Source organism: Mesorhizobium sp. Cs1321R2N1, assembly GCF_037179725.1.
Classification (GTDB): Bacteria; Pseudomonadota; Alphaproteobacteria; order Rhizobiales; family Rhizobiaceae; genus Mesorhizobium; species Mesorhizobium salmacidum.
In genome coordinates, this window is record NZ_JAPYKP010000125.1 from 1 (window position 1) to 18,124 (window position 18,124).

An 18,124-nucleotide genomic window follows, 5' to 3' on the forward strand; every position below is an offset into this window, starting at 1 on the left:
ACCCGCGTCGCCATGCTGGCGCCGATGGTCGTCGCGCTCGGCCTGATGGCGCGCCGCGGGAGCAGCGACCAGTCGGCGGCGAGACCGCCCATGCCATGGTTCGTCGCCGCCTTTGTCGCCGTCGTGGCGCTGAACAGCCTTGTCGCGATACCGGCCGAAGTGAAGCAGGCCATAGTGCTCGCCACCACCATCATGCTGACCATGGGACTGGCCGCCATGGGCCTGCAGGCCGACATTTCGCAGCTGCGCTCGCGCGGCCTGCGCCCGCTGGCGCTCGCCTTCTGCGCCTTCCTGTTCATCGGCTGCTTCAGCCTGATGCTGGTGAAATTGGCCTGAGACCCCGGTTCCTACGCATGAGGGCACACGGGCACAAGGCATCTGTCAAAACAAGGGCTTAGTGGGCCTTAGCTGCCTCTGTTTGTGAGCCGGATTCAATCCACAAACGAACTCGCCGCGACATAGATCGCCGCCAGCGCCTCGATGCCGGCCTGGTCGGCACTGTCGAAACGGCCGGGCGTCGGGCTGTCGAGGTCGAGCACGCCGAAGACGCCCTCCTCGTCTTCCAAAAGCACCACCAGCTCGGAGCGCGAGGCGGCGTCGCAGGCGATGTGGCCGGGGAAATCATGCACGTCCTTGATCAGCATCGAGGTGCCGAGCTCGACCGCCGTTCCGCATACGCCCTTGCCCACCGCGATGCGCACGCAGGCCGGCTTGCCCTGGAAGGGGCCCAGCACCAGTTCCTCGTCCGATGCCAGGAAGTAGAAGCCGGCCCAGTTGAGGTCGGGCACCATCTGGAAGATCAGCGCCGAGGTGTTGGCGGCGTTGGCGATCGAGTCGTGCTCCCCCTCGAGCAGCGCCTTCAATTGCTTGGCGAGGTCACGATAGAACGCGGCCTTGTCTGAGGTATCGATGGCCTGGGCCGCAAACATGACTTGCCTCCGAACTGAGAATCGCGGTTCCGTTCGATCGGTTGCCAAATCGGGCAAAGCCCAAATCGGGCAAAGCTTTGCACCAACGGCCCACGGAAATAGTCTAGCGTGAATCCCAACCCCGGCGAAAGCCTCAAGATCAGGATAGCCGCCGCCGTCATACTCAACAGGTCGGGCCTGAAAAGGTGGCCTCCATGAACCACCTTTCGCAGTCCGGGCTGGATCTTAGTAGCCGCCACCGCCCGCCGGTGCCGCATCCTTCGGCGGGACGTCGGTGATCATCGCTTCGGCGGTGATCAGCAAGGCCGCGATCGAGCCGGCGTCCTGCAATGCCGTGCGCACCACCTTCGCCGGGTCGACGATGCCGGCCTTGATCATGTCGACATAAACCTCGTTCTGGGCGTCGAAGCCCTGATCGTGGTCCTTGCTGTCGGCGAGCTTGCCGACAACGATCGAGCCCTCGACGCCGGAATTCTCGGCGATCTGGCGGATCGGCGCCTCAAGCGCGCGAAGCACGATGGAGATGCCGGCGGTGATATCGGCGTTGGCGCCATTCAGGCCTGATAGCGCCGACCGGGCACGAAGCAGGGCGACGCCGCCGCCTGGCACGATGCCTTCTTCCACGGCCGCACGCGTGGCGTTCAGCGCGTCGTCGATACGGTCCTTCTTTTCCTTCACTTCCGATTCGGTGGCGCCGCCGACGCGGATGACGGCAACGCCGCCTGACAGCTTGGCCAGCCGCTCCTGCAGCTTTTCCTTGTCGTAGTCCGAGGTCGTCTCCTCGATCTGGCCCTTGATCTGGGCGACTCGCGCCTGGATGGTCGCCTTGGTGCCGGCGCCGTCGATGATCGTGGTTGTGTCCTTCTCGACCAGCACGCGCTTGGCGCGGCCGAGCATCTCGATGGTGACGTTTTCAAGCTTGATGCCGAGATCCTCGGAAATCATCTGGCCCGATGTGAGCACCGCGATGTCTTCCAGCATCGCCTTGCGACGGTCGCCGAAGCCCGGCGCCTTGACGGCCGCGACCTTGAGGCCGCCGCGCAGCTTGTTCACGACCAGGGTGGCGAGGGCCTCGCCTTCGACGTCCTCGGAAATGATCAGCAGCGGCCTGCCGCCCTGCACCACCGCTTCGAGGATGGGCAGCATCGCCTGCAGATTGCCGAGTTTTTTCTCGTGAATGAGGATGTAGGGGTCCTCAAGCTCGGCGCGCATCTTGTCGGCATTGGTGACGAAGTAGGGGCTGAGATAGCCGCGGTCGAACTGCATGCCTTCGACGACGTCGAGTTCGGTGTCGGCGGTCTTGGCTTCCTCGACGGTGATGACGCCGTCATTGCCGACCTTGTTCATCGCCTTGGCGATCATTTCGCCGACGCTGACGTCGCCATTGGCGGCAATGGTGCCGACCTGCGCGATCTCGGCCGACGACTTGACCTTCTTGGCCTTCGCCTTGATTTCCCCGACGACGGCGGCGACGGCCTGGTCGATGCCGCGTTTCAAATCCATCGGGTTCATGCCGGCGGCGACCAGCTTGGCGCCTTCGCGCAGGATCGAAGCGGCCAGCAGCGTGGCTGTCGTGGTGCCGTCACCGGCGAGGTCGTTGGTCTTCGAGGCCACTTCGCGCACCATCTGCGCGCCCATGTTCTCGAACTTGTCGGCAAGCTCGATTTCCTTGGCGACGGTGACGCCATCCTTGGTGATGCGCGGGGCGCCGTAAGCCTTGTCGATGATGACGTTGCGGCCCTTGGGGCCCAGCGTCACCTTCACCGCATCGGTGAGAATTTCGACGCCGCGCAGCATGCGGTCACGCGCATCGGTGGAGAATTTGATTTCCTTGGCAGACATGATTTTTTTCCGTTCGAGTTTGAGGGGCCAGTCGCCGCGCCGAACGCGCGGCGCTCCAGTCAGGCGGCCTTCTTGGCTTCGACAGCCTTTTCGATGACGCCCATAATATCGGCTTCCTTCATGATCAGCAGGTCTTCGCCGTCGATCTTGAGCTCGGTGCCCGACCATTTGCCGAACAGGATCAAGTCGCCGGTCTTGACGTCGAGCGGAACGAGCACGCCCTTTTCGGCACGTAACCCCGGACCGACGGCAATGACTTCGCCTTCCTGCGGCTTTTCCTTGGCATTGTCGGGAATGATGATGCCGCCCCTGGATTTGGTATCGCCTTCGGCGCGCCGGATGACGACGCGGTCGTGGAGTGGACGGAACTTCATGAGAACTTCTTTCTGGGGCCGGCATAGGCGGCCGCGCCCTCTTTATAGGGGGTTTGGCACTCGATAGATAGGAGTGCCAAAATTTATCGTGGGACGGAATTAGATATTGGAAGTATTATTTTCGCACCCGGTTTCCTGATATCCGAAGTCAGCCAAATATTTCAAAAAGTTGAATTTTGCCGGTCGAGCGCCTATTTATCGGACAAGTTCGTTTTCACGATTTCATGCGCAAAGGAGATTTCTTCGATGGCCGACGGCAATCAGACGATCATGGAAAAAGCTGAAGCCCGCTTTGTCGACAAGCAGAAGAAGAACGCGGAGCGCAACAAGGCAACCGCCGAATACATGTCCGAGGCGAAAGCCAGGGAGATCAAGACGGCAAGGCTGAGGGAGTTGCGGCTGGCCAAGGAAGAAGCCGACCGCGTGGCGGAAGCGCTGAACCCGACGCCTAAGACGAAACGGGTGGCCAAGAAGGCCGCCACAGCGGGGGTCAAGACATGAGCCTGACCTTTCCCAATCGCAGCCGCAATTATGACGTGGCCGGCCAACGCATTCGTTTCGTCGGCCATGATGGCATGCTCCAGATTTCCTTCTCCGTGGCCGCCGACGCCATGACCAGGATACAGCCGGATACCGTGGCCGACGAGGCCGGCTATCTTGCCGCCTTCGACCGGTCTAGTTCCACTATCCACGACGTCGCCGCCAAGGCCTACGGCCGCACCCACAAGAGCCTGTATGTGCTGACGGCCGCCGATTTCGGCTGATCAGCCGAGGTCCGCGACCATCGTGCGTATCTTCGCAGCCTTTTCGAAATGGTCGAGGCGGTGGGTTCTGATCCACCATTCGGCGGCTTCCATCAGCAACTCGGGGTCGTCATTCCTGTTGGCGAAGAACGCATAGAACGACACGCCGACGCTGGGCCCTTTTTCGGAAATCCTGCGGTCACAGACCTCCAGTATCTTCTGCTTCAGGCTGGCTCTCACGGGAATCCTCTGATTTGCGGTGCGGCGGGATCTTGCCCGCGCCAAGTACCGCCCTCGGCTAAACGTTGGACAGGTCAGGATTTACGTTCGGCCCTGTCCCGGCGCTTGACGTCGCGGATATTCATCTGATCGACCAGCGCGTTGGCATCCTGCGGGCTCATGCCGACCATCACCCTTTGCCTGACCACCGCGGGCTGGCCGGTAAAGACATCGATGATGGCCCAGCTTTGGGGCAAGTCCATGCGCAGTGTATAACGGTCGGCCATGCGGCTAGCCTCGCGCGAAGAGAAATGCGGCGCCGAGGATAGCGACCGTCCAGACGACGACCGACAATTGCAACGCCGTGGCGCCATGCGAGGCCAGGACCTGCCGCAATCGCGCCGCAAGACCTGCCGGCCGGACCGGCATAGGAATGACGGCGACCGGTGCCTTGGCGCCAAGTTTTCCGAAGAGGGGCAAGAGCGACGGTTTACGCACGAAACTGACCTCGAATGTCGCGAGATGGGCTCCCGGCAAAGGGATGCCCAGCCCTCCATAGCACTCTTTTCGCGAACTCCTTGCATACCAAATCGGCGCCACCTGCCGATCGGTCCGGGAGATTTCGGATTCTTTCAGCTGGCGCACGCGGCCAACAGTGACCCCCGATTGGCGGCACCCGTCGCGAAATTCGATCTCGCCAGCGACCACAACTTTTCCCCTTGATCAGTCCTTCGATCTGGCCTAGCCTTGAGTTGAGAAAAGGTTTTTCCAGATGTTCCCGATCAGGCTCGGCCACTGGCCGGGCCATGTTCCGACCGGTAAGGGAAAACCTTTTCCCAACTAAGGATTCTTGCCGCGATGGCATCGGACGACCTGCCAGTTCCGGTCTTTCCCAAGCCCGTCACCTTGCGTGACGTGGCCGCGCGGGCCGGCGTCAGCGTCGCCACCGCCTCGAAAGCGCTCAACGACCAGGGTCGCATGACGGCTGAGACCCGCGAGCGCATCCGTGAGACGGCGCGCAGCCTGGGTTTTCGTCCCAACGGCCTGGCGCAGAGCCTGCTCAGACGCCGCTCCTTCACCGTCGGCCTGCTCACCAACGATACCTATGGCCGTTTCTCGCTGCCGCTGATGTCGGGCATATCCGACGCGCTGGTCGATGCCGGCGTTTCGGTGTTCCTGTGCAATGTCGAGGAGGATCAGCGCCTCGGCCAGCTCCATGTCGAGGCCATGCTCGACAAGCGCGTCGACGGCATCATCGCCACCGGCAAACGCATCGACCGCCATTTGCCGGTCGACCTCGCCAATCTGCGCGTCCCGGTGATCTACGCCTTCACCCAGCCCGATCCCGACGCCGTTGCCTTCGTCTCCGACGACGGCGACGGGGCGCGGCTGGCGATCGAGCATTTCTGCCGGCTCGGCCGCAAGCGCATCGCCCATGTCAGCGGGCCGGCGAGCTTTGCCGTGGTGCACGAACGGGCGCAGGCTTACCGCGCCGTGTTGACGGAAAACGGCCTGCCGGTGATCGAGCCGCTGCTCGGCTCCTGGTCGGAAGCCTGGGGGCATGAGGCGGTGGCGCGGCTCTTCGACGGCAGAGGAAAAAAGCCGGACGCCGTCTTCTGTGGCAACGATCAGATCGCGCGCGGCGTCATCGATGCGTTGCGCGAACGAGGCCTCGGCGTGCCTGACGATGTCGGCGTCATCGGCTTCGACAATTGGGAGATCGTGGCGGAGGCGACCCGCCCGCCGCTGACCTCGGTCGACATGAACCTGGCAGCACTCGGCCGCGAGGCCGGGCTGACCCTGCTTTCCCTGGTCGGCGGCAAATCCGCCACGCCAGGTATCAGAAAACTGCCGTGCCGGCTGGTGGTGCGGCAGTCCTGCGGCCGCCTGCCGGATGGTTGAGAAAGACGGCTGACAAACGAAGCGCCGCAATCGGCGGCAAGCCGCGCATCGCGGCCAAATGTGGAGGAGGAGAACATGAGGACTTTGATTGCCAAACTGGGCCTTACGGCCGCCGTTCTGGGCTGCGGCCTGCAATTTGCCGCCGCCGATACCGCCAATATCTGGGTACGCGCCGACGGCTCGAACTTCATGCCAAGGATCGTCGATGCCTTCAACAAGGCGAACAAGGATCAGGTCAAGCTCGACATCATCCCCAATGCCGAGATCATCCCGAAATACGGCGCGGCGGCCGCCGGCGGTACGGCGCCCGACGCGCTGTCGCTCGACCTGATCTACACGCCCTCCTTCGCCGCCGCCGGCCAGCTGGAGGACATCACCGACTGGGCGAAGTCCCTGCCCTATTTTTCCAGCCTGTCGCCGGCGCATGTGAAGACCGGCACTTACAAGGACCATATTTACGGCTTGCCCTTCTCGGCCGACGCCTCGGTGCTGATCTGGAACAAGAAGCTGTTCAAGCAGGCAGGCCTCGACCCCGAGAAAGGTCCCGCCAATTGGGCCGAGATCGAAGCCGACGCCGAGAAGGTCAATGCGCTTGGCGGCAACATCAAGGGCTTCTACTTCTCCGGCAATTGCGGCGGCTGCAACATCTTCACCTTCACGCCGCTGATCTGGGCCTCGGGCGGCGACATCCTGTCGGAGGACGGCTCGAAGGCGACGCTGGACAGCCCGCAGCTGCGTGGCGCCATCGATCTCTACCGCTCCATGGTCAAGAAGGACCTGGTGCCGGCGGGCGCGCAGACCGACACCGGCGCCAATTTCTTTGCCGCCTTCGCCGCCGGCAATATCGGCATCTCGCCGTCCGGCGCCTTCGCCATCGGCGCGCTCAATACGCAATATCCCAATGTAGACTACGGCGTCACCTTCCTGCCGGGCAAGGATGGCAACTGGTCGTCCTTTGCCGGCGGCGACAATTTCGTCGTCACCAAGGGCACCAAGAAACTCGCCGTGGTGAAAGAGTTCCTGGACTTCGCCTATTCGCTCGAAGGCCAGACGATCCTCGCAAAATACGGCAGCCTGCCGGTGCGCGGCGACATCGCCAAGGACGCGCTGAAGGATCTCGATCCGCGCTACCAGATCGCCGCCGAGGCGATGGCCAAGGGCAAGACGCCCTATTCGGTGGTCTTCAACGACCTGATCAACTCCGCCAACGGCCCGTGGACGCAGATGATCAACGAGGTCTTCTTCGGTGACGACGTCGACGGCGCGATCGCCAACGCCCAGGAGACCATGCAGTCGATCATCGACCAGGCGCCGCAGAAGTAAGCGCACGCCTGTCCGGCCGCCCGCCTGTCTCCCTGGGCGGGCGGCCGGAAATTGTTTTGATTCAAATAGCAGGCTATCGCATTGAGAAACCTCACTTTTATCACGAATTCGGTGCGTGGCAAGGCTCGCTCCCCCTTCTCCCCTTGTGGGAGAAGGTGTCGCCGAAGGCGACGGATGAGGGGTGTTCCAGCTTGGCAAGGACGACACCCCGTGGCGCACCCCTCATCCGTCTCGCCGCTGCGCGCCGATCCACCTTCTCCCACAAGGGGAGAAGGAAAGGGCAACCCATGACCGCCATCACCACAACCACCGCCCCGCCCCGCGTTCGAAAACTCGTCGGTGCCGGGCGCCGGCAATGGATCGGCCTGCTTTATGTCGCGCCGGCGGTGGCGCTGGTCATGCTGTTCTTCGTCATACCGCTTGGCATGACGGCCTGGATGTCGCTGCACAACTGGCCGCTGATGGGCGAGCACTCCTTCATCGGCCTCGGCAATTACTGGGCGATCCTGCGCGACACCAGGTTCTGGAACGCGCTGAGATTCACCGGCTACTACACGCTGGTCGTCACCATCGCGATCTTCGCCGTCGCCTTTCCGCTGGCGATCTTCATCGAGCGGCCGCGCCCGTTCACCAACCTCTACCGCACCATGTTCTTCATGCCGGCGGTGGTCGGCTTTGCCTCGGCGAGCCTGCTCTGGTCATGGCTCCTCAACGTCGATTCCGGCCTGTTCAGTCCCGCCGCCTACGACCTCGGCCTGATCGACAGAAAATTCAACCTGCTCGCCACCTTCCAGCCGGCCTTCTGGTCGATCATCGCCATGGTGGTGTGGAAGGTCGCCGGCTTCACCATGATCATCCTGATGACCGGCCTGCAATCGATCCCGCAGGACCTGCAGGAGGCAGCCGTCATCGACGGGGCCGGACCGTTCGCCCGGTTCCGGGCGATCACCCTGCCACTGATGCGCCGCACGCTGGCGCTGGCGCTCATCCTCTCGGTTGCGGGCTCCATCCTTGCCTTCGACCAGTTCTACATCATCCTGCGCGGCGGCCCTCGCAACCAGACGCTGACGGCGGTCTACTGGATCTTCAACCAGTCCTTCGTCTCGTTCAAGCTGGGTTACGGCGCCGCACTTTCCATGGTGCTGCTGGTCATCCTGGTGGCGCTCAGCCTCGTCCAGCTCTGGCTGCTGCGCAAGCCCGAGGGGCTCGACTGATGGCGCAGGCGATGTCAGGCAGAGGCAAGCTCGCCGCGCGCTTGGCCAGGCACTCCACCGGCATCGTCGCCTCAGTGCTGTTCGTGGCGCCGATCGTGTGGACGGTGCTGTCGGCCTTCAAGCCGGCGCAGGAGGCCCGCCTGCCGCCGCTGCCGCCCTGGCCGACGACCGGGTTCTCGCTGGAAAACTACGCCACGTTGAACAGCTTCGGCGACGGGCTGTGGGTCTCGGCGCAGAACAGCATCTATGTCTCGGTGATGACGGTCACATTGTCGGTCATCGTCAGCGTGCTCGCCGGCTACGGTTTTTCGCGCTTTCGGTTTCCCCTGAAGGATCTGTTCTTCGTCCTCATCCTGTCGACGATCATGATCCCGTTCCAGTCGATCCTGACGCCGATCTTCCTGGTGCTGACCAAGCTTGGCCTGCACAACACGCTGACCGGGCTGGTCGGCGTCTATGTGACGCTGCAGCTGCCGTTCTCGATCTTCATGATGCGCAACGCCTTCGACGCGGTGCCGCGCGAGATCGAGGAGGCCGCGCGCATGGACGGCGCCGGCAACGCCACCATGCTCATAAAGGTGATGCTGCCGCTGGTCTGGCCGGGCGTCGTGACCATCGCGCTGTTTGCCTTCCTCGGCGCCTGGAACGAGTTCCTCGCCGCCCTGGTGCTGATGACCGACCAGTCCAAATTCACGCTGCCGGTGATGATGACCGCGCTTCAGTCGGGCCGTTTCGGCGCCATCGACTGGGGCGCCGTGCAGGCGGGCGTCACCGTGATGATGGTGCCGTGCCTGATCCTGTTCCTCGCTTTGCAGCGCTTCTACATCCGCGGCCTGATGGCCGGGGCCGTCAAATAACAGACCGAATTGGAGTGAGTTCATGACCGGATCGCAAACCGCAAAAACGGCTAGAACGGGCAAGCCGAAGCTCGCCTTCCGCCCGCTGCCAGTGCCGCAGGTCGACGTGCGCGGCTTCTGGGGTGACCGCGCCGAGGCGGTCGCGACACGCACCGCCGACATCCTCTACGACCGTTGCGTGGAGGCGCGCATGCTGGAGCAGATCGACCCCGACCGCCCCTCGCCGGGAATTGTCATTCCCTTCCATTCGCCGTCGCCCGACGAGGCGGCCTCCCCCGGCTTCACCGGCTCGACGGTGACCACGCAGATGTTCTGGGATTCCGATCTCGGCAAGACGATCGAGACCGCGGCCTATTCGCTCTACCGGCGCAAGAACCCCGAACTGGAGAGGAAGATCGACGCCGTCATCGACATGTACGGCAGGCTGCAGCAGGAGGACGGCTATCTCTCCAGCTGGTATCAGCGCATCCAGCCCGGCAAGCGCTGGACCAATCTGCGCGATTGCCACGAGCTCTATTGTGCCGGCCACCTGATCGAGGGTGCGGTCGCCTACTACCAGGCGACGGGCAAGCGCAAGCTGCTCGACATCATGTGCCGCTACGCCGACCACATCGCTTCGGTGCTCGGGCCCGAGCCCGGCAAGAAGAAGGGCTATTGCGGCCATGAGGAGATCGAGCTGGCGCTGGTCAAGCTGGCGCGGGTGACGGGCGAACAAAAGTACATGGTGCTGGCCAAATACTTCATCGACCAGCGCGGCCAGCAGCCGCATTATTTCGACGAGGAGGCGCGCGCCCGAGGCGCCGACCCGAAGGCCTATCACTTCAAGACCTACGAATACAGCCAGTCGCACATTCCGGTGCGCGAGCAGGACAAGGTCGTCGGCCATGCGGTGCGGGCCATGTATCTCTATTCGGGCATGGCCGACATCGCCACCGAATATGGCGACGACACGCTGCGGGTGGCGCTCGACCGCCTCTGGGACGACCTCACCACCAAGAACCTCTACATCACCGGCGGGCTCGGTCCGTCGGCGCACAATGAGGGTTTCACCAGCGACTACGACCTGCCCAACGAAACCGCTTATGCCGAGACCTGCGCCTCGGTCGGGCTGGTGTTCTGGGCGAGCCGCATGCTCGGCATGGGGCCGAACGCCCGCTACGCCGACATGATGGAACGCGCGCTCTACAATGGTTCCATCTCCGGCCTGTCGCTCGACGGCTCGCTGTTCTTCTACGAGAACCCGCTGGAAAGCCGGGGCAAGCACAACAGATGGAAATGGCACCGCTGCCCCTGCTGCCCGCCCAATGTCGGGCGCATGGTGGCCTCCATCGGCAGCTATTTCTACAGCCTGGCCGACGACGCCCTTGCGGTTCACCTCTACGGCGACTCCACCGCCCGCTTCGACATATCGGGCGTGCCGGTCACGCTGGCGCAGGCGAGCCGCTATCCCTGGGATGGCGCGGTCGAGATCACGGTCGAGCCGCAGGCGCCGGTGGCGTTCACGCTGCATTTGCGGGTGCCGGGCTGGAGTTCCGGTGCCAGGCTGGAAATCAACGGTGAAGCGGTCGACCTCGAGGAACTGACCAGCGACGGCTACGCCGCCATCCGGCGCAACTGGACAAAGGGCGACCGTGTCCGGCTCGATCTCGAAATGCCGATCGAGCGGCTCTACGCCAATCCCGAGGTCCGGCAGGATGCCGGCCGCGTCGCGCTGTCGCGCGGGCCGCTGATCTACTGCGTCGAGGCGACCGACAATGACACCAGCCTGCATCGCCTGACCCTGCCGCGTACGGCCGGCATAGAGGCGCATGACGAGCCGGACCTGCTCGGCGGCGTGGTGACGCTTTCAGCCACGGCGCAAGCCGATGCCGATGCCGGCGACGGTTGGCGGGACGGGCTCTATCGCTCCGAACCGCCGGCCAAGGTCGAGACGCGGCTGACCGCCATCCCCTATTTCGCCTGGGACAACCGCGAGCCCGGCGAGATGCTGGTCTGGCTGCGGGACGGCTGACCGCGGACGCCTTGGCCTCTCGAACAGGAACATGCCGAAGCGATGCGCCGGACGATGAAGGAGTGGATCACCGGGCGCCGGCGTTGCGGCCAGCCCCTCTCGCCCCGTTTACGGGGAGAGATGTCCGGCAGGACAGTGAGGGGCAGCGCCGACGCCGGTCTCTATCGACAGGACTGTGACACAGCGGATCTAACGCCTGGCCTTCGATTTGTTCAAAGCCACGGCGGCGTGCACGAGCGCCTTAAAGGCCTCCTCGTCGACCTCTTCGCCTTTCTGGAAATCGATGGCGCGGCGCGTATTGCCTTCGAGGCTGGAGTTGAACAGCCGTGCCGGATCGGGCAGCGCAGCCCCTTTGGCGAAGGTCAGCTTGACGACGGCCTTGTAGGTCTCGCCCGTGCAGATCATGCCGGCATCCTCCCACACCGGCACACCGCGCCATTTCCACGTCTCGACCACGTCGGGATCGGCTTGATGGATCAGCGCGCGCAGCCGCCCCAGCATCTCGCCGCGCCAGTCGCCGAGTTCCCTGATCCTGCCGTCGATCAGCTCGGAGGGAGATTTGCTGTCCTGCAGTCCGGTGGTCGTCATGCCGTTTCTCCTTCAAACGCTGGAAATAGCGCTCACATGCGCTCGCCAGGCAATTGGCTGGCCTGCTTCACCCAGGCGCTGAACTGCGCCTCGTCGAACGCCTCGTCCTCGTGGATGTGGACATAGCGCGTATCCCTGCTCTTGGACGCGACCGGCGGCACCGGGTCCAGCGACTGGCCGCGAAAGAAAGCCACCTTGATGTACTTGGTGAAGCAATGGATGCCGAGGAACCAGCCCTCGCCTTCGACGCCGTAGAAGGGCGAGTTCCATTTGACCGCCTTGTGGACACCGGGCACGGCGCGCTCGATGAGCGCATCGAGGCGCTGGCCGACCTCGCTTTTCCAGCCCGGCATGGCCTCGATATAGTCCTGCACCGGGGCGTCGCCGTAGCCTTTGGGGATCTGCGGGTTGCCGCCGGAAAGCAGCTTCGGCTCAGCCTTGGCGGGCTCGCTCGATTTCCGCTCGGTCTTGGCCATGCGGCTTCCTTCCTATCCGTTGGCCCGCTGCACGCTGCGTCCCCTGGAAACATAGGGCAGCACGAACATATAGAGGCCGCTGAACAGCAAGAGAAAGAGCGGCAGGAGTGGCGCATAGACCACCCAGGCGGGCGGCTGCCCGAACGCCATGGTGATAAAGTTGGCGACGACGGTTGCCGTAAAGATGATCGACAGCCAGCGATGCGTTTGCCTGATCCATTTGCTCCAGTCCAATGCTACCTCCCGTGAAATGTGCGTAAAACAGGCCAAGCGCCCCTTACCAGCGCGCCAGCTCCGTGATCTGGACGAGATTGCCGCAGCCATCATTCACCTGGGCGATGGTCGAGCCGGTCACCGCGGTCGGCGCCATGGCGAAAGCACCGCCATTCGCCTTGATGCGTTCATGATCGCCCTTGATGTCGTCGGTGAACAGCATCAGTGCCGGCTGTCCCTGCTTGAAGATCGCCTGCTGGTAGGCCTTGGCCGCCGGGTTGTCGTTCAGCGCCAGCTGCAATTCGGTCCCGTCGGGCTCTTCGGCCGAGACGACCGTCAGCCAGCGGAACGGCCCGTTGCTGAAATCCGCTTTTTTGGTGAAGCCCAGCACATCGGTATAGAAGGCCAGCGCCTTTTCCTGATCGTCGACATAGATGCTGGCCAGTTTGAGTTTCATCGCTTTTTCTCCATGGGTTTTGCTGGCTGAGAACCGCCCTTTAACAGTGCTGTGTGGCTTTCGGCCTGGCCGGAGACCTCAGTCCGTCCGCGCCAGAAGCTCTTCCAGCTTCTCCAGGAATTGCGGCCACCCCACCTTGGCGCCGCCATAGGCCCGTCTCTGGTCGGGCCGGAAACCGGCCTGCTCCATGCGCAGATGGGTTCCCGTTGACGTCGGGGTGAGCGTGAAAGTCACCACGCTCCTTAGATCGAAGGCCGGATCCTGGTGCGCCAGATTCCAGGTGTAGGACAGCGTCTTGTGCGGCTCGACGGCAAGCACCTCGCAGTCCAGCACGCCGCCCCAGTCGGCGCTGATGTTGAAGCGATGGCCCACGACCGGATTGAAATCGTTCTTCATCAGCCACTCCTCGATCAGATGCGGTTGCGTCAGCGCGCGCCAGAGTTTCTCCGGCGGATGGGAGATTTCCCGCTCGACGACGACAGTGCGGGTCTCCTGGGCACTATCGTTCACTGGTCCATCCTCTTGAGCAAATCCTCAAGGTCGTCGAACCGGCTTTCCCAGAACCCCGCCATATGGCGTGTCCAGTCCATCAGCGGCGCCAGCGCGGCGAGCTGCGCGCTGTAATGCGTCTGGCGGCCCTCATGCCGGTCGCGCACCAGCCCGGCCTGCTTCAGCAAGCCGAGATGCTTCGACACCGCCGGCTGCGAGACGCCGGACTGGATTGTCAGCGCGCCCACGGTCTGCTCTCCCTGGCGGCATAATCGTTCGAAGATGGCGCGCCGCGTCGGGTCGGCAAGCGTCCTGAACAGCGCATCGTGAGCATCGGTCATGTGCAATCAATAACCCGTTGGCTATTGGTTTACGTATAACCGCCGGGATATGTATGTCAAGCCGGAACATGGAGCGACAGGAATATCGGTGAGATGGACGGCAACATAGTTCCTTCGGCGCTGGACGCGATCGCCTTCACCCGTTGACAGCGGCTTCGTCCCAACTGGACGAACAGACTGTTCATCTTGGCCGAATCAGCTATTATAGGTTAGGGCCTGCCGCAACGTAGTTTGCTCAATCCATGGCCCCTTCCGCTCAGGCGACCGTCGATACCCCGCCCCCCCGCCCTTCGGCGGTCGTCAGCTATTTCTTGTTCACGCAGGCGCATTCGCGCGGCGCCGGCTTCCGGTTTTTCAGCGGACGTGGCTCCGCCCGATCTCCCGCGCCACCAATTTCTGCAATTGCCACAGATTGCGATCGCGGATGCCGCAGGCGTCGAGGTGGCGGATCGTCTCGAACAGATATTGCGCGCCCGAGCCCCAGTGGCCGACGGCTCTGGCCAGCGTCGCCGCGACCGCGGGCTTGTCGAGCTTGCCGGCGTAGCGCGGATTGGCGGGATCGACGACGAAGCCGAGCGCCTGGCCCGTCCCGCCTTCGGTGCTGACCCGCAGCCAGCGCGGCACGTTGACGGCGGGCAGGATGGTCATCTCGCGGCGCAGCAGCGCGTCCAGATTGTCGGCCACCGGTTCGGCGATCTCGAACACCATGCCCTGGCACTGGCCGCCGCGGTCGAGCGCCATCATCCGGCCGGGCTGATCGAGCGTGCCGCGAAAGCGCTGCACGGTGAAGCAGAACGACCGGTGCCAGCCCCGCGCCACCGCCCGTTCGCCACCCCGCACCTCTCCCGCCGGCTTCCACAAGAGCGAGCCATAGGCGAACAGTTTCAGCGGCCCGGCCGGCGCGCTGGCCAGGATCTCGTCGCGAAACCGCGCATAATCCTGGTCAGTCATATAGACCATGCCCGGCGTCGGCCCGGCATCCTCGACCGCGCGCAAGGTGCGCGCCACCAGCGCCTCGGTCAGCGCCATCGGCGATTTGCGGAGCGCGGATTGCGCGGTGCGGCGGAAATCGGCTTGTTCATTTTCGTGCCTCGGCCACGGCCGCTATGTTGCTCAGCGGAGACAGATACTCAAGAGGCTGCCGACGCTGCCAATCTCCCCCCAAGCGGGGGAGATGTCCGGCAGGACAGAGGGGGGCGCTGTCCCGCCGGCGCCTGAATGAGTTCCGCCCCGCCGCGAGGTCCGAAGGGGAACACCGGGAGAAAGCGACCACCCGTTCCATTGGGCGCCGGCGGGGGTCGTCATGGAACGACATCGCTCCCGAAACGTTGCATTCGGTTGGGAGGAAGTCATGAACGACGCGCCGGCAACGCCCGTCGGCAGGCCGCTTTTGCCAGGCGAACTGGTCACCGTGATGTCCCATTTCCATCGCGCCGAGATCGCCCGCATGGCCGGCTGGCGCGACCGCCTGGACCGCACCAGCAATTGGGCGATCACGGTTGTCGCGGCGATGCTGTCGGTGTCGCTGTCGACGGCCAGCGCCCATCATGGCGTGCTGCTGTTCGCCATGCTGCTGGTGCTGCTTTTGCTGTGGATCGAGGCGCGCCGCTACCGCTTCTTCGATGTCTACCGCGCCCGCGTGCGCCAGTTCGAGCGCCATTATTTCGCGCAGATCTTCTCGCCGCAGCCCGATTTTGCTTCCGACTGGCTGCTGATCCTCGGCGAGAGCCTGCGCACGCCGAAATTCCTGGTCTCGCAGCGTGTGGCGCTGGCGCGCCGCCTGCGCCGCAACTACCTGCACATGATGCTGATCCTGCTGCTCGCCTGGATCCTCAAACTGTCGACCCCGAGCTTGATCAATCAGGGCGCGCCGGTCGGCTTTGTCGGCACATTGCGCGAGGCCGTCGGCGCGGCGGCGCTCGGTCCCGTTCCAGGCGCGGCCATCGTAGCCGTGGTTGCCTTCCTCTATGCCGGCCTGGTGGCCGCCGCCTTCCTGACGCCGGGCGACGACGGCGAGCTCTCCTTCGGCGACGTCCACGTCTGAGCTAGATATCTGACGCAATAACTCGCGACGGATGGCTGCAACGCAAAGGTCAGCCGCGCGTTGTTATGGTCAGTCCGCGGCGGCGTCTTGAAGGGACCCATGATCCACCCAACGGCAACGAGGTCGCACGGCGCCGCGGTCGCCTTTTCGCTGGCCATTCTCCTTCTGGCACCGGCAAGCCACGCGCTGGCCGCCCAGCCGGCCGGTCACGCCTCTGGCATGGGCGGCTCGGCCGAAGGGCTGTTCGTCGCCGAGATCGTCCTCCTGCTTCTGGTCGGGCGCGGGCTCGGCGAAATCTTCCAGCGCTATCGCCAGCCGGCGATCATGGGCCAGCTGATCGGCGGCATCCTGCTCGGGCCGTCGCTGTTCGGCTGGCTCTGGCCCGACGCGCAGCATCTGATCTTTTCCACCGACCCGGCGCAGAAAAGCATGATCGATGCCGTCTCGCAGCTCGGCATTCTGCTCCTGCTCCTGCTGACCGGCATGGAGACGGATCTGCGCCTCGTGCGGCGGGTGGGCGCGGCCTGTTTTTCGATCTCGATCACCGGCGTCGTCGTGCCCTTTGCGTGCGGCTTCGCGCTGGCGCAGGTGCTGCCGGATTCCCTTCTGCCCGAGCCGACCGAGCGCATCGTCGCCGGACTGTTCCTTGGCACGGCGCTGTCGATCTCCTCGGTCAAGATCGTCGCCATGGTGGTGCGTGAAATGAATTTCATGCGCCGCAACCTCGGCCAGATCATCGTCTCCTCGGCGATCATCGAGGACACGTTCGGCTGGCTGATCATCGCGGTCACCTTCGGCATCGCCACCAATGGCAGCCTGCAAGTCGTGCCGCTCATCACCACGGTGGCCGAAGTGGCGCTGTTCATGGTGTTCTCCTTCACCATCGGCCGCCGCGTGGTGTTCACCCTGATCCGCTGGAGCAACGATAGTTTCCGCAGCGAATACGCCGTCATATCGGTCATCCTCATCATCATGGGCGTGATGGCGCTGATCACCAACCTGATCGGCGTGCACACCGTGCTCGGCGCCTTCGTCGCCGGCATACTGGTCGGGGAATCGCCGATCCTGTCCAACCACATAGAGAGCCAGTTGCGCGGCGTCATCACGGCGCTGTTCATGCCGGTGTTCTTCGGCATGGCCGGCCTGTCCGCGGACCTGACCGTGCTTGCCGACCCCACGCTGGCGCTGCTGACGCTGGCGCTGGTGCTGATCGCCAGCATCGGCAAATTCTCGGGCGCCTTCCTCGGCGGCCGGCTGGCCGGCATGTCGCTGAAGGAGTCCACCGCCATCGGCAGCGCTATGAACGCGCGCGGCTCGACCGAGGTCATCGTCGCCTCGATCGGCCTGTCGATGAACATCCTCTCCCACAATCTGTTCACGATGATCGTCACCATGGCCGTCATTACCACGCTGGCCATGCCGCCGATGCTGCGCTGGGCGCTCGGCCGGCTGCCGGTCGGCGATGCGGAAAAGCAGCGCGTCGACCGCGAACTGCTCGACGAGCGCGGCTTCGTCTCCAAGCTTGAGCGGTTGCTGCTGCTCGTCGACGACAGCCCGGTCGGCAAGTTTACCGCCTATCTCGGCGGTCTGGTCGGCGGCGGCAGCGGCATGCCGACCACGCTGCTCCACCTGGAGGGCGGGGAACTGCCCGGCCCTGCCCGCGACAAAGGTCCCGAGCGGGCCTCGCAGCAGGTCAAGAAGGGGGCGGCCAGAAGCGCCAGGGCTGTCCGCAAGGCCGAGGATACGCCGGTCGACAAGGTCCACCTCACGGCCCGCACCGAACTTCAGGCCACCACCGAAACGATCGCCGCCGAAGCGCGCAAGGGCTACGGCCTCCTGCTGGTCGGGCTGGACGACGCGATGACCGACAAAGGCACCTTTAGCGGTACCCTGAAGGATATCACCAGCGGCTTCGACGGCCCGCTCTGCCTGGTGCTGAATGGCGCCAAATCCAGCGGCAAGATGCCGTTGCTGCGCGCCGGCGCGACCATTCTGGTTCCCGTCAACGGCACCGAAGTCGCGCGCCGCGCGGCCGATTTCGCGCTCGCCTTGGCCCGGCCGCACCGGGCCCGCGTGAAAGCCCTCTATGTCTCGCAGGCCCG

General features: G+C 64.1%; 23 protein-coding genes. 10 read left to right on the top strand and 13 right to left on the bottom strand.

The annotated features are described in order from the left end of the window. Nucleotides 1–336: putative sulfate exporter family transporter (locus tag O7A61_RS24550; protein WP_337132032.1), on the top strand; the 336-nt coding region annotated here is incomplete at its 5' end. Between the two features lie 95 nt (nucleotides 337–431). On the opposite strand, the gene O7A61_RS24555 is transcribed toward O7A61_RS24550, so the two are convergent. From O7A61_RS24555 to O7A61_RS24565, 3 genes are all read right to left on the bottom strand, one after another. Next, on the bottom strand, nucleotides 432–929 hold the full coding sequence (locus O7A61_RS24555; RefSeq protein ID WP_337132033.1) for a GAF domain-containing protein: 498 nt from the start codon (nucleotides 927–929) through the stop codon (nucleotides 432–434). A 225-nt stretch (nucleotides 930–1,154) separates the two neighbouring features. Continuing rightward, nucleotides 1,155–2,771 (bottom strand): chaperonin GroEL, encoded by a 1,617-nt coding sequence (gene groL / locus O7A61_RS24560; protein ID WP_337132034.1) that lies wholly within the window; start codon nucleotides 2,769–2,771, stop codon nucleotides 1,155–1,157. A 59-nt stretch (nucleotides 2,772–2,830) separates the two neighbouring features. After that, on the bottom strand, nucleotides 2,831–3,145 hold the full coding sequence (locus tag O7A61_RS24565; protein WP_337132035.1) for a co-chaperone GroES: 315 nt from the start codon (nucleotides 3,143–3,145) through the stop codon (nucleotides 2,831–2,833). A gap of 246 nt (nucleotides 3,146–3,391) precedes the next feature. Here O7A61_RS24565 and O7A61_RS24570 point away from each other — a divergent pair, with 246 nt between their 5' ends. Both O7A61_RS24570 and O7A61_RS24575 read left to right on the top strand, forming a co-directional pair. Continuing rightward, nucleotides 3,392–3,646 (top strand): hypothetical protein, encoded by a 255-nt coding sequence (locus tag O7A61_RS24570; RefSeq protein WP_337132036.1) that lies wholly within the window; start codon nucleotides 3,392–3,394, stop codon nucleotides 3,644–3,646. After that, entirely contained in the window at nucleotides 3,643–3,909 is a 267-nt protein-coding gene (locus tag O7A61_RS24575) for a DUF1488 domain-containing protein (RefSeq protein ID WP_337132037.1), read from the top strand. The genes O7A61_RS24570 and O7A61_RS24575 overlap by 4 nt, the downstream gene beginning before the upstream one ends. Here O7A61_RS24575 and O7A61_RS24580 read toward each other — a convergent pair whose 3' ends face one another. The 3 genes from O7A61_RS24580 to O7A61_RS24590 form a co-directional block, all read right to left on the bottom strand. Then, nucleotides 3,910–4,128: a DUF6500 family protein gene (locus O7A61_RS24580; RefSeq protein ID WP_337132038.1), complete on the bottom strand. Its 219-nt coding sequence runs from the start codon at nucleotides 4,126–4,128 to the stop codon at nucleotides 3,910–3,912. A 74-nt stretch (nucleotides 4,129–4,202) separates the two neighbouring features. Further along, nucleotides 4,203–4,394, bottom strand: coding sequence for a hypothetical protein (locus O7A61_RS24585; RefSeq protein ID WP_337132039.1), 192 nt, complete (start codon nucleotides 4,392–4,394; stop codon nucleotides 4,203–4,205). 4 nt (nucleotides 4,395–4,398) lie between these two features. Further along, nucleotides 4,399–4,605 (bottom strand): hypothetical protein, encoded by a 207-nt coding sequence (locus tag O7A61_RS24590; protein ID WP_337132040.1) that lies wholly within the window; start codon nucleotides 4,603–4,605, stop codon nucleotides 4,399–4,401. A 360-nt stretch (nucleotides 4,606–4,965) separates the two neighbouring features. On the opposite strand from O7A61_RS24590, the gene O7A61_RS24595 reads away from it, so the two are divergent. The 5 genes from O7A61_RS24595 (at nucleotide 4,966) to O7A61_RS24615 (ending at nucleotide 11,414) form a co-directional block, all read left to right on the top strand. Beyond that, on the top strand, nucleotides 4,966–6,009 hold the full coding sequence (locus O7A61_RS24595) for a LacI family DNA-binding transcriptional regulator (protein ID WP_337132041.1): 1,044 nt from the start codon (nucleotides 4,966–4,968) through the stop codon (nucleotides 6,007–6,009). A gap of 75 nt (nucleotides 6,010–6,084) precedes the next feature. Then, on the top strand, nucleotides 6,085–7,332 hold the full coding sequence (locus O7A61_RS24600) for an ABC transporter substrate-binding protein (RefSeq protein ID WP_140718433.1): 1,248 nt from the start codon (nucleotides 6,085–6,087) through the stop codon (nucleotides 7,330–7,332). A gap of 287 nt (nucleotides 7,333–7,619) precedes the next feature. Beyond that, nucleotides 7,620–8,546: a carbohydrate ABC transporter permease gene (locus tag O7A61_RS24605; protein WP_027146461.1), complete on the top strand. Its 927-nt coding sequence runs from the start codon at nucleotides 7,620–7,622 to the stop codon at nucleotides 8,544–8,546. After that, nucleotides 8,546–9,403, top strand: a complete 858-nt coding sequence (locus O7A61_RS24610; RefSeq protein ID WP_337132042.1) for a carbohydrate ABC transporter permease — start codon at nucleotides 8,546–8,548, stop codon at nucleotides 9,401–9,403. The genes O7A61_RS24605 and O7A61_RS24610 overlap by 1 nt, the downstream gene beginning before the upstream one ends. Before the next feature lie 22 nt (nucleotides 9,404–9,425). After that, nucleotides 9,426–11,414 carry a glycoside hydrolase family 127 protein gene (locus O7A61_RS24615; RefSeq protein ID WP_337132043.1) on the top strand — a complete coding sequence of 663 codons (1,989 nt, stop codon included), beginning with the start codon at nucleotides 9,426–9,428 and terminating at the stop codon, nucleotides 11,412–11,414. Nucleotides 11,415–11,603: 189 nt separating this feature from the next. Here the strand turns inward: O7A61_RS24615 and O7A61_RS24620 are convergent, their stop codons facing one another. From O7A61_RS24620 to O7A61_RS24650, 7 genes are all read right to left on the bottom strand, one after another. Next, a complete protein-coding gene (locus O7A61_RS24620; RefSeq protein WP_140508454.1) occupies nucleotides 11,604–12,002 on the bottom strand; it encodes a DUF1801 domain-containing protein in 399 nt (132 codons plus the stop codon). 32 nt (nucleotides 12,003–12,034) lie between these two features. After that, nucleotides 12,035–12,478: a DUF1801 domain-containing protein gene (locus O7A61_RS24625; protein ID WP_337132044.1), complete on the bottom strand. Its 444-nt coding sequence runs from the start codon at nucleotides 12,476–12,478 to the stop codon at nucleotides 12,035–12,037. A 12-nt stretch (nucleotides 12,479–12,490) separates the two neighbouring features. Then, nucleotides 12,491–12,712 (bottom strand): hypothetical protein, encoded by a 222-nt coding sequence (locus O7A61_RS24630; RefSeq protein ID WP_337132045.1) that lies wholly within the window; start codon nucleotides 12,710–12,712, stop codon nucleotides 12,491–12,493. 43 nt (nucleotides 12,713–12,755) lie between these two features. Continuing rightward, nucleotides 12,756–13,148, bottom strand: a complete 393-nt coding sequence (locus tag O7A61_RS24635) for a VOC family protein (RefSeq protein ID WP_337132046.1) — start codon at nucleotides 13,146–13,148, stop codon at nucleotides 12,756–12,758. 78 nt (nucleotides 13,149–13,226) lie between these two features. Then, nucleotides 13,227–13,658, bottom strand: a complete 432-nt coding sequence (locus tag O7A61_RS24640; protein WP_337108797.1) for an SRPBCC family protein — start codon at nucleotides 13,656–13,658, stop codon at nucleotides 13,227–13,229. Further along, nucleotides 13,655–13,978 (bottom strand): ArsR/SmtB family transcription factor, encoded by a 324-nt coding sequence (locus O7A61_RS24645; protein WP_027146469.1) that lies wholly within the window; start codon nucleotides 13,976–13,978, stop codon nucleotides 13,655–13,657. Before O7A61_RS24645 ends, O7A61_RS24640 begins: the two co-directional genes overlap by 4 nt. A 354-nt stretch (nucleotides 13,979–14,332) precedes the next feature. Next, nucleotides 14,333–15,007, bottom strand: coding sequence for a gamma-glutamylcyclotransferase (locus tag O7A61_RS24650; protein ID WP_442921112.1), 675 nt, complete (start codon nucleotides 15,005–15,007; stop codon nucleotides 14,333–14,335). Nucleotides 15,008–15,329: 322 nt separating this feature from the next. On the opposite strand from O7A61_RS24650, the gene O7A61_RS24655 reads away from it, so the two are divergent. Next, complete coding sequence (locus O7A61_RS24655) at nucleotides 15,330–16,022, top strand: DUF2270 domain-containing protein (RefSeq protein ID WP_337132047.1); 693 nt, start codon at nucleotides 15,330–15,332, stop codon at nucleotides 16,020–16,022. A 219-nt stretch (nucleotides 16,023–16,241) separates the two neighbouring features. Further along, nucleotides 16,242–18,124 (top strand): cation:proton antiporter domain-containing protein (locus O7A61_RS24660; protein WP_442921113.1); only part of this gene is annotated, 1,883 nt, incomplete at its 3' end.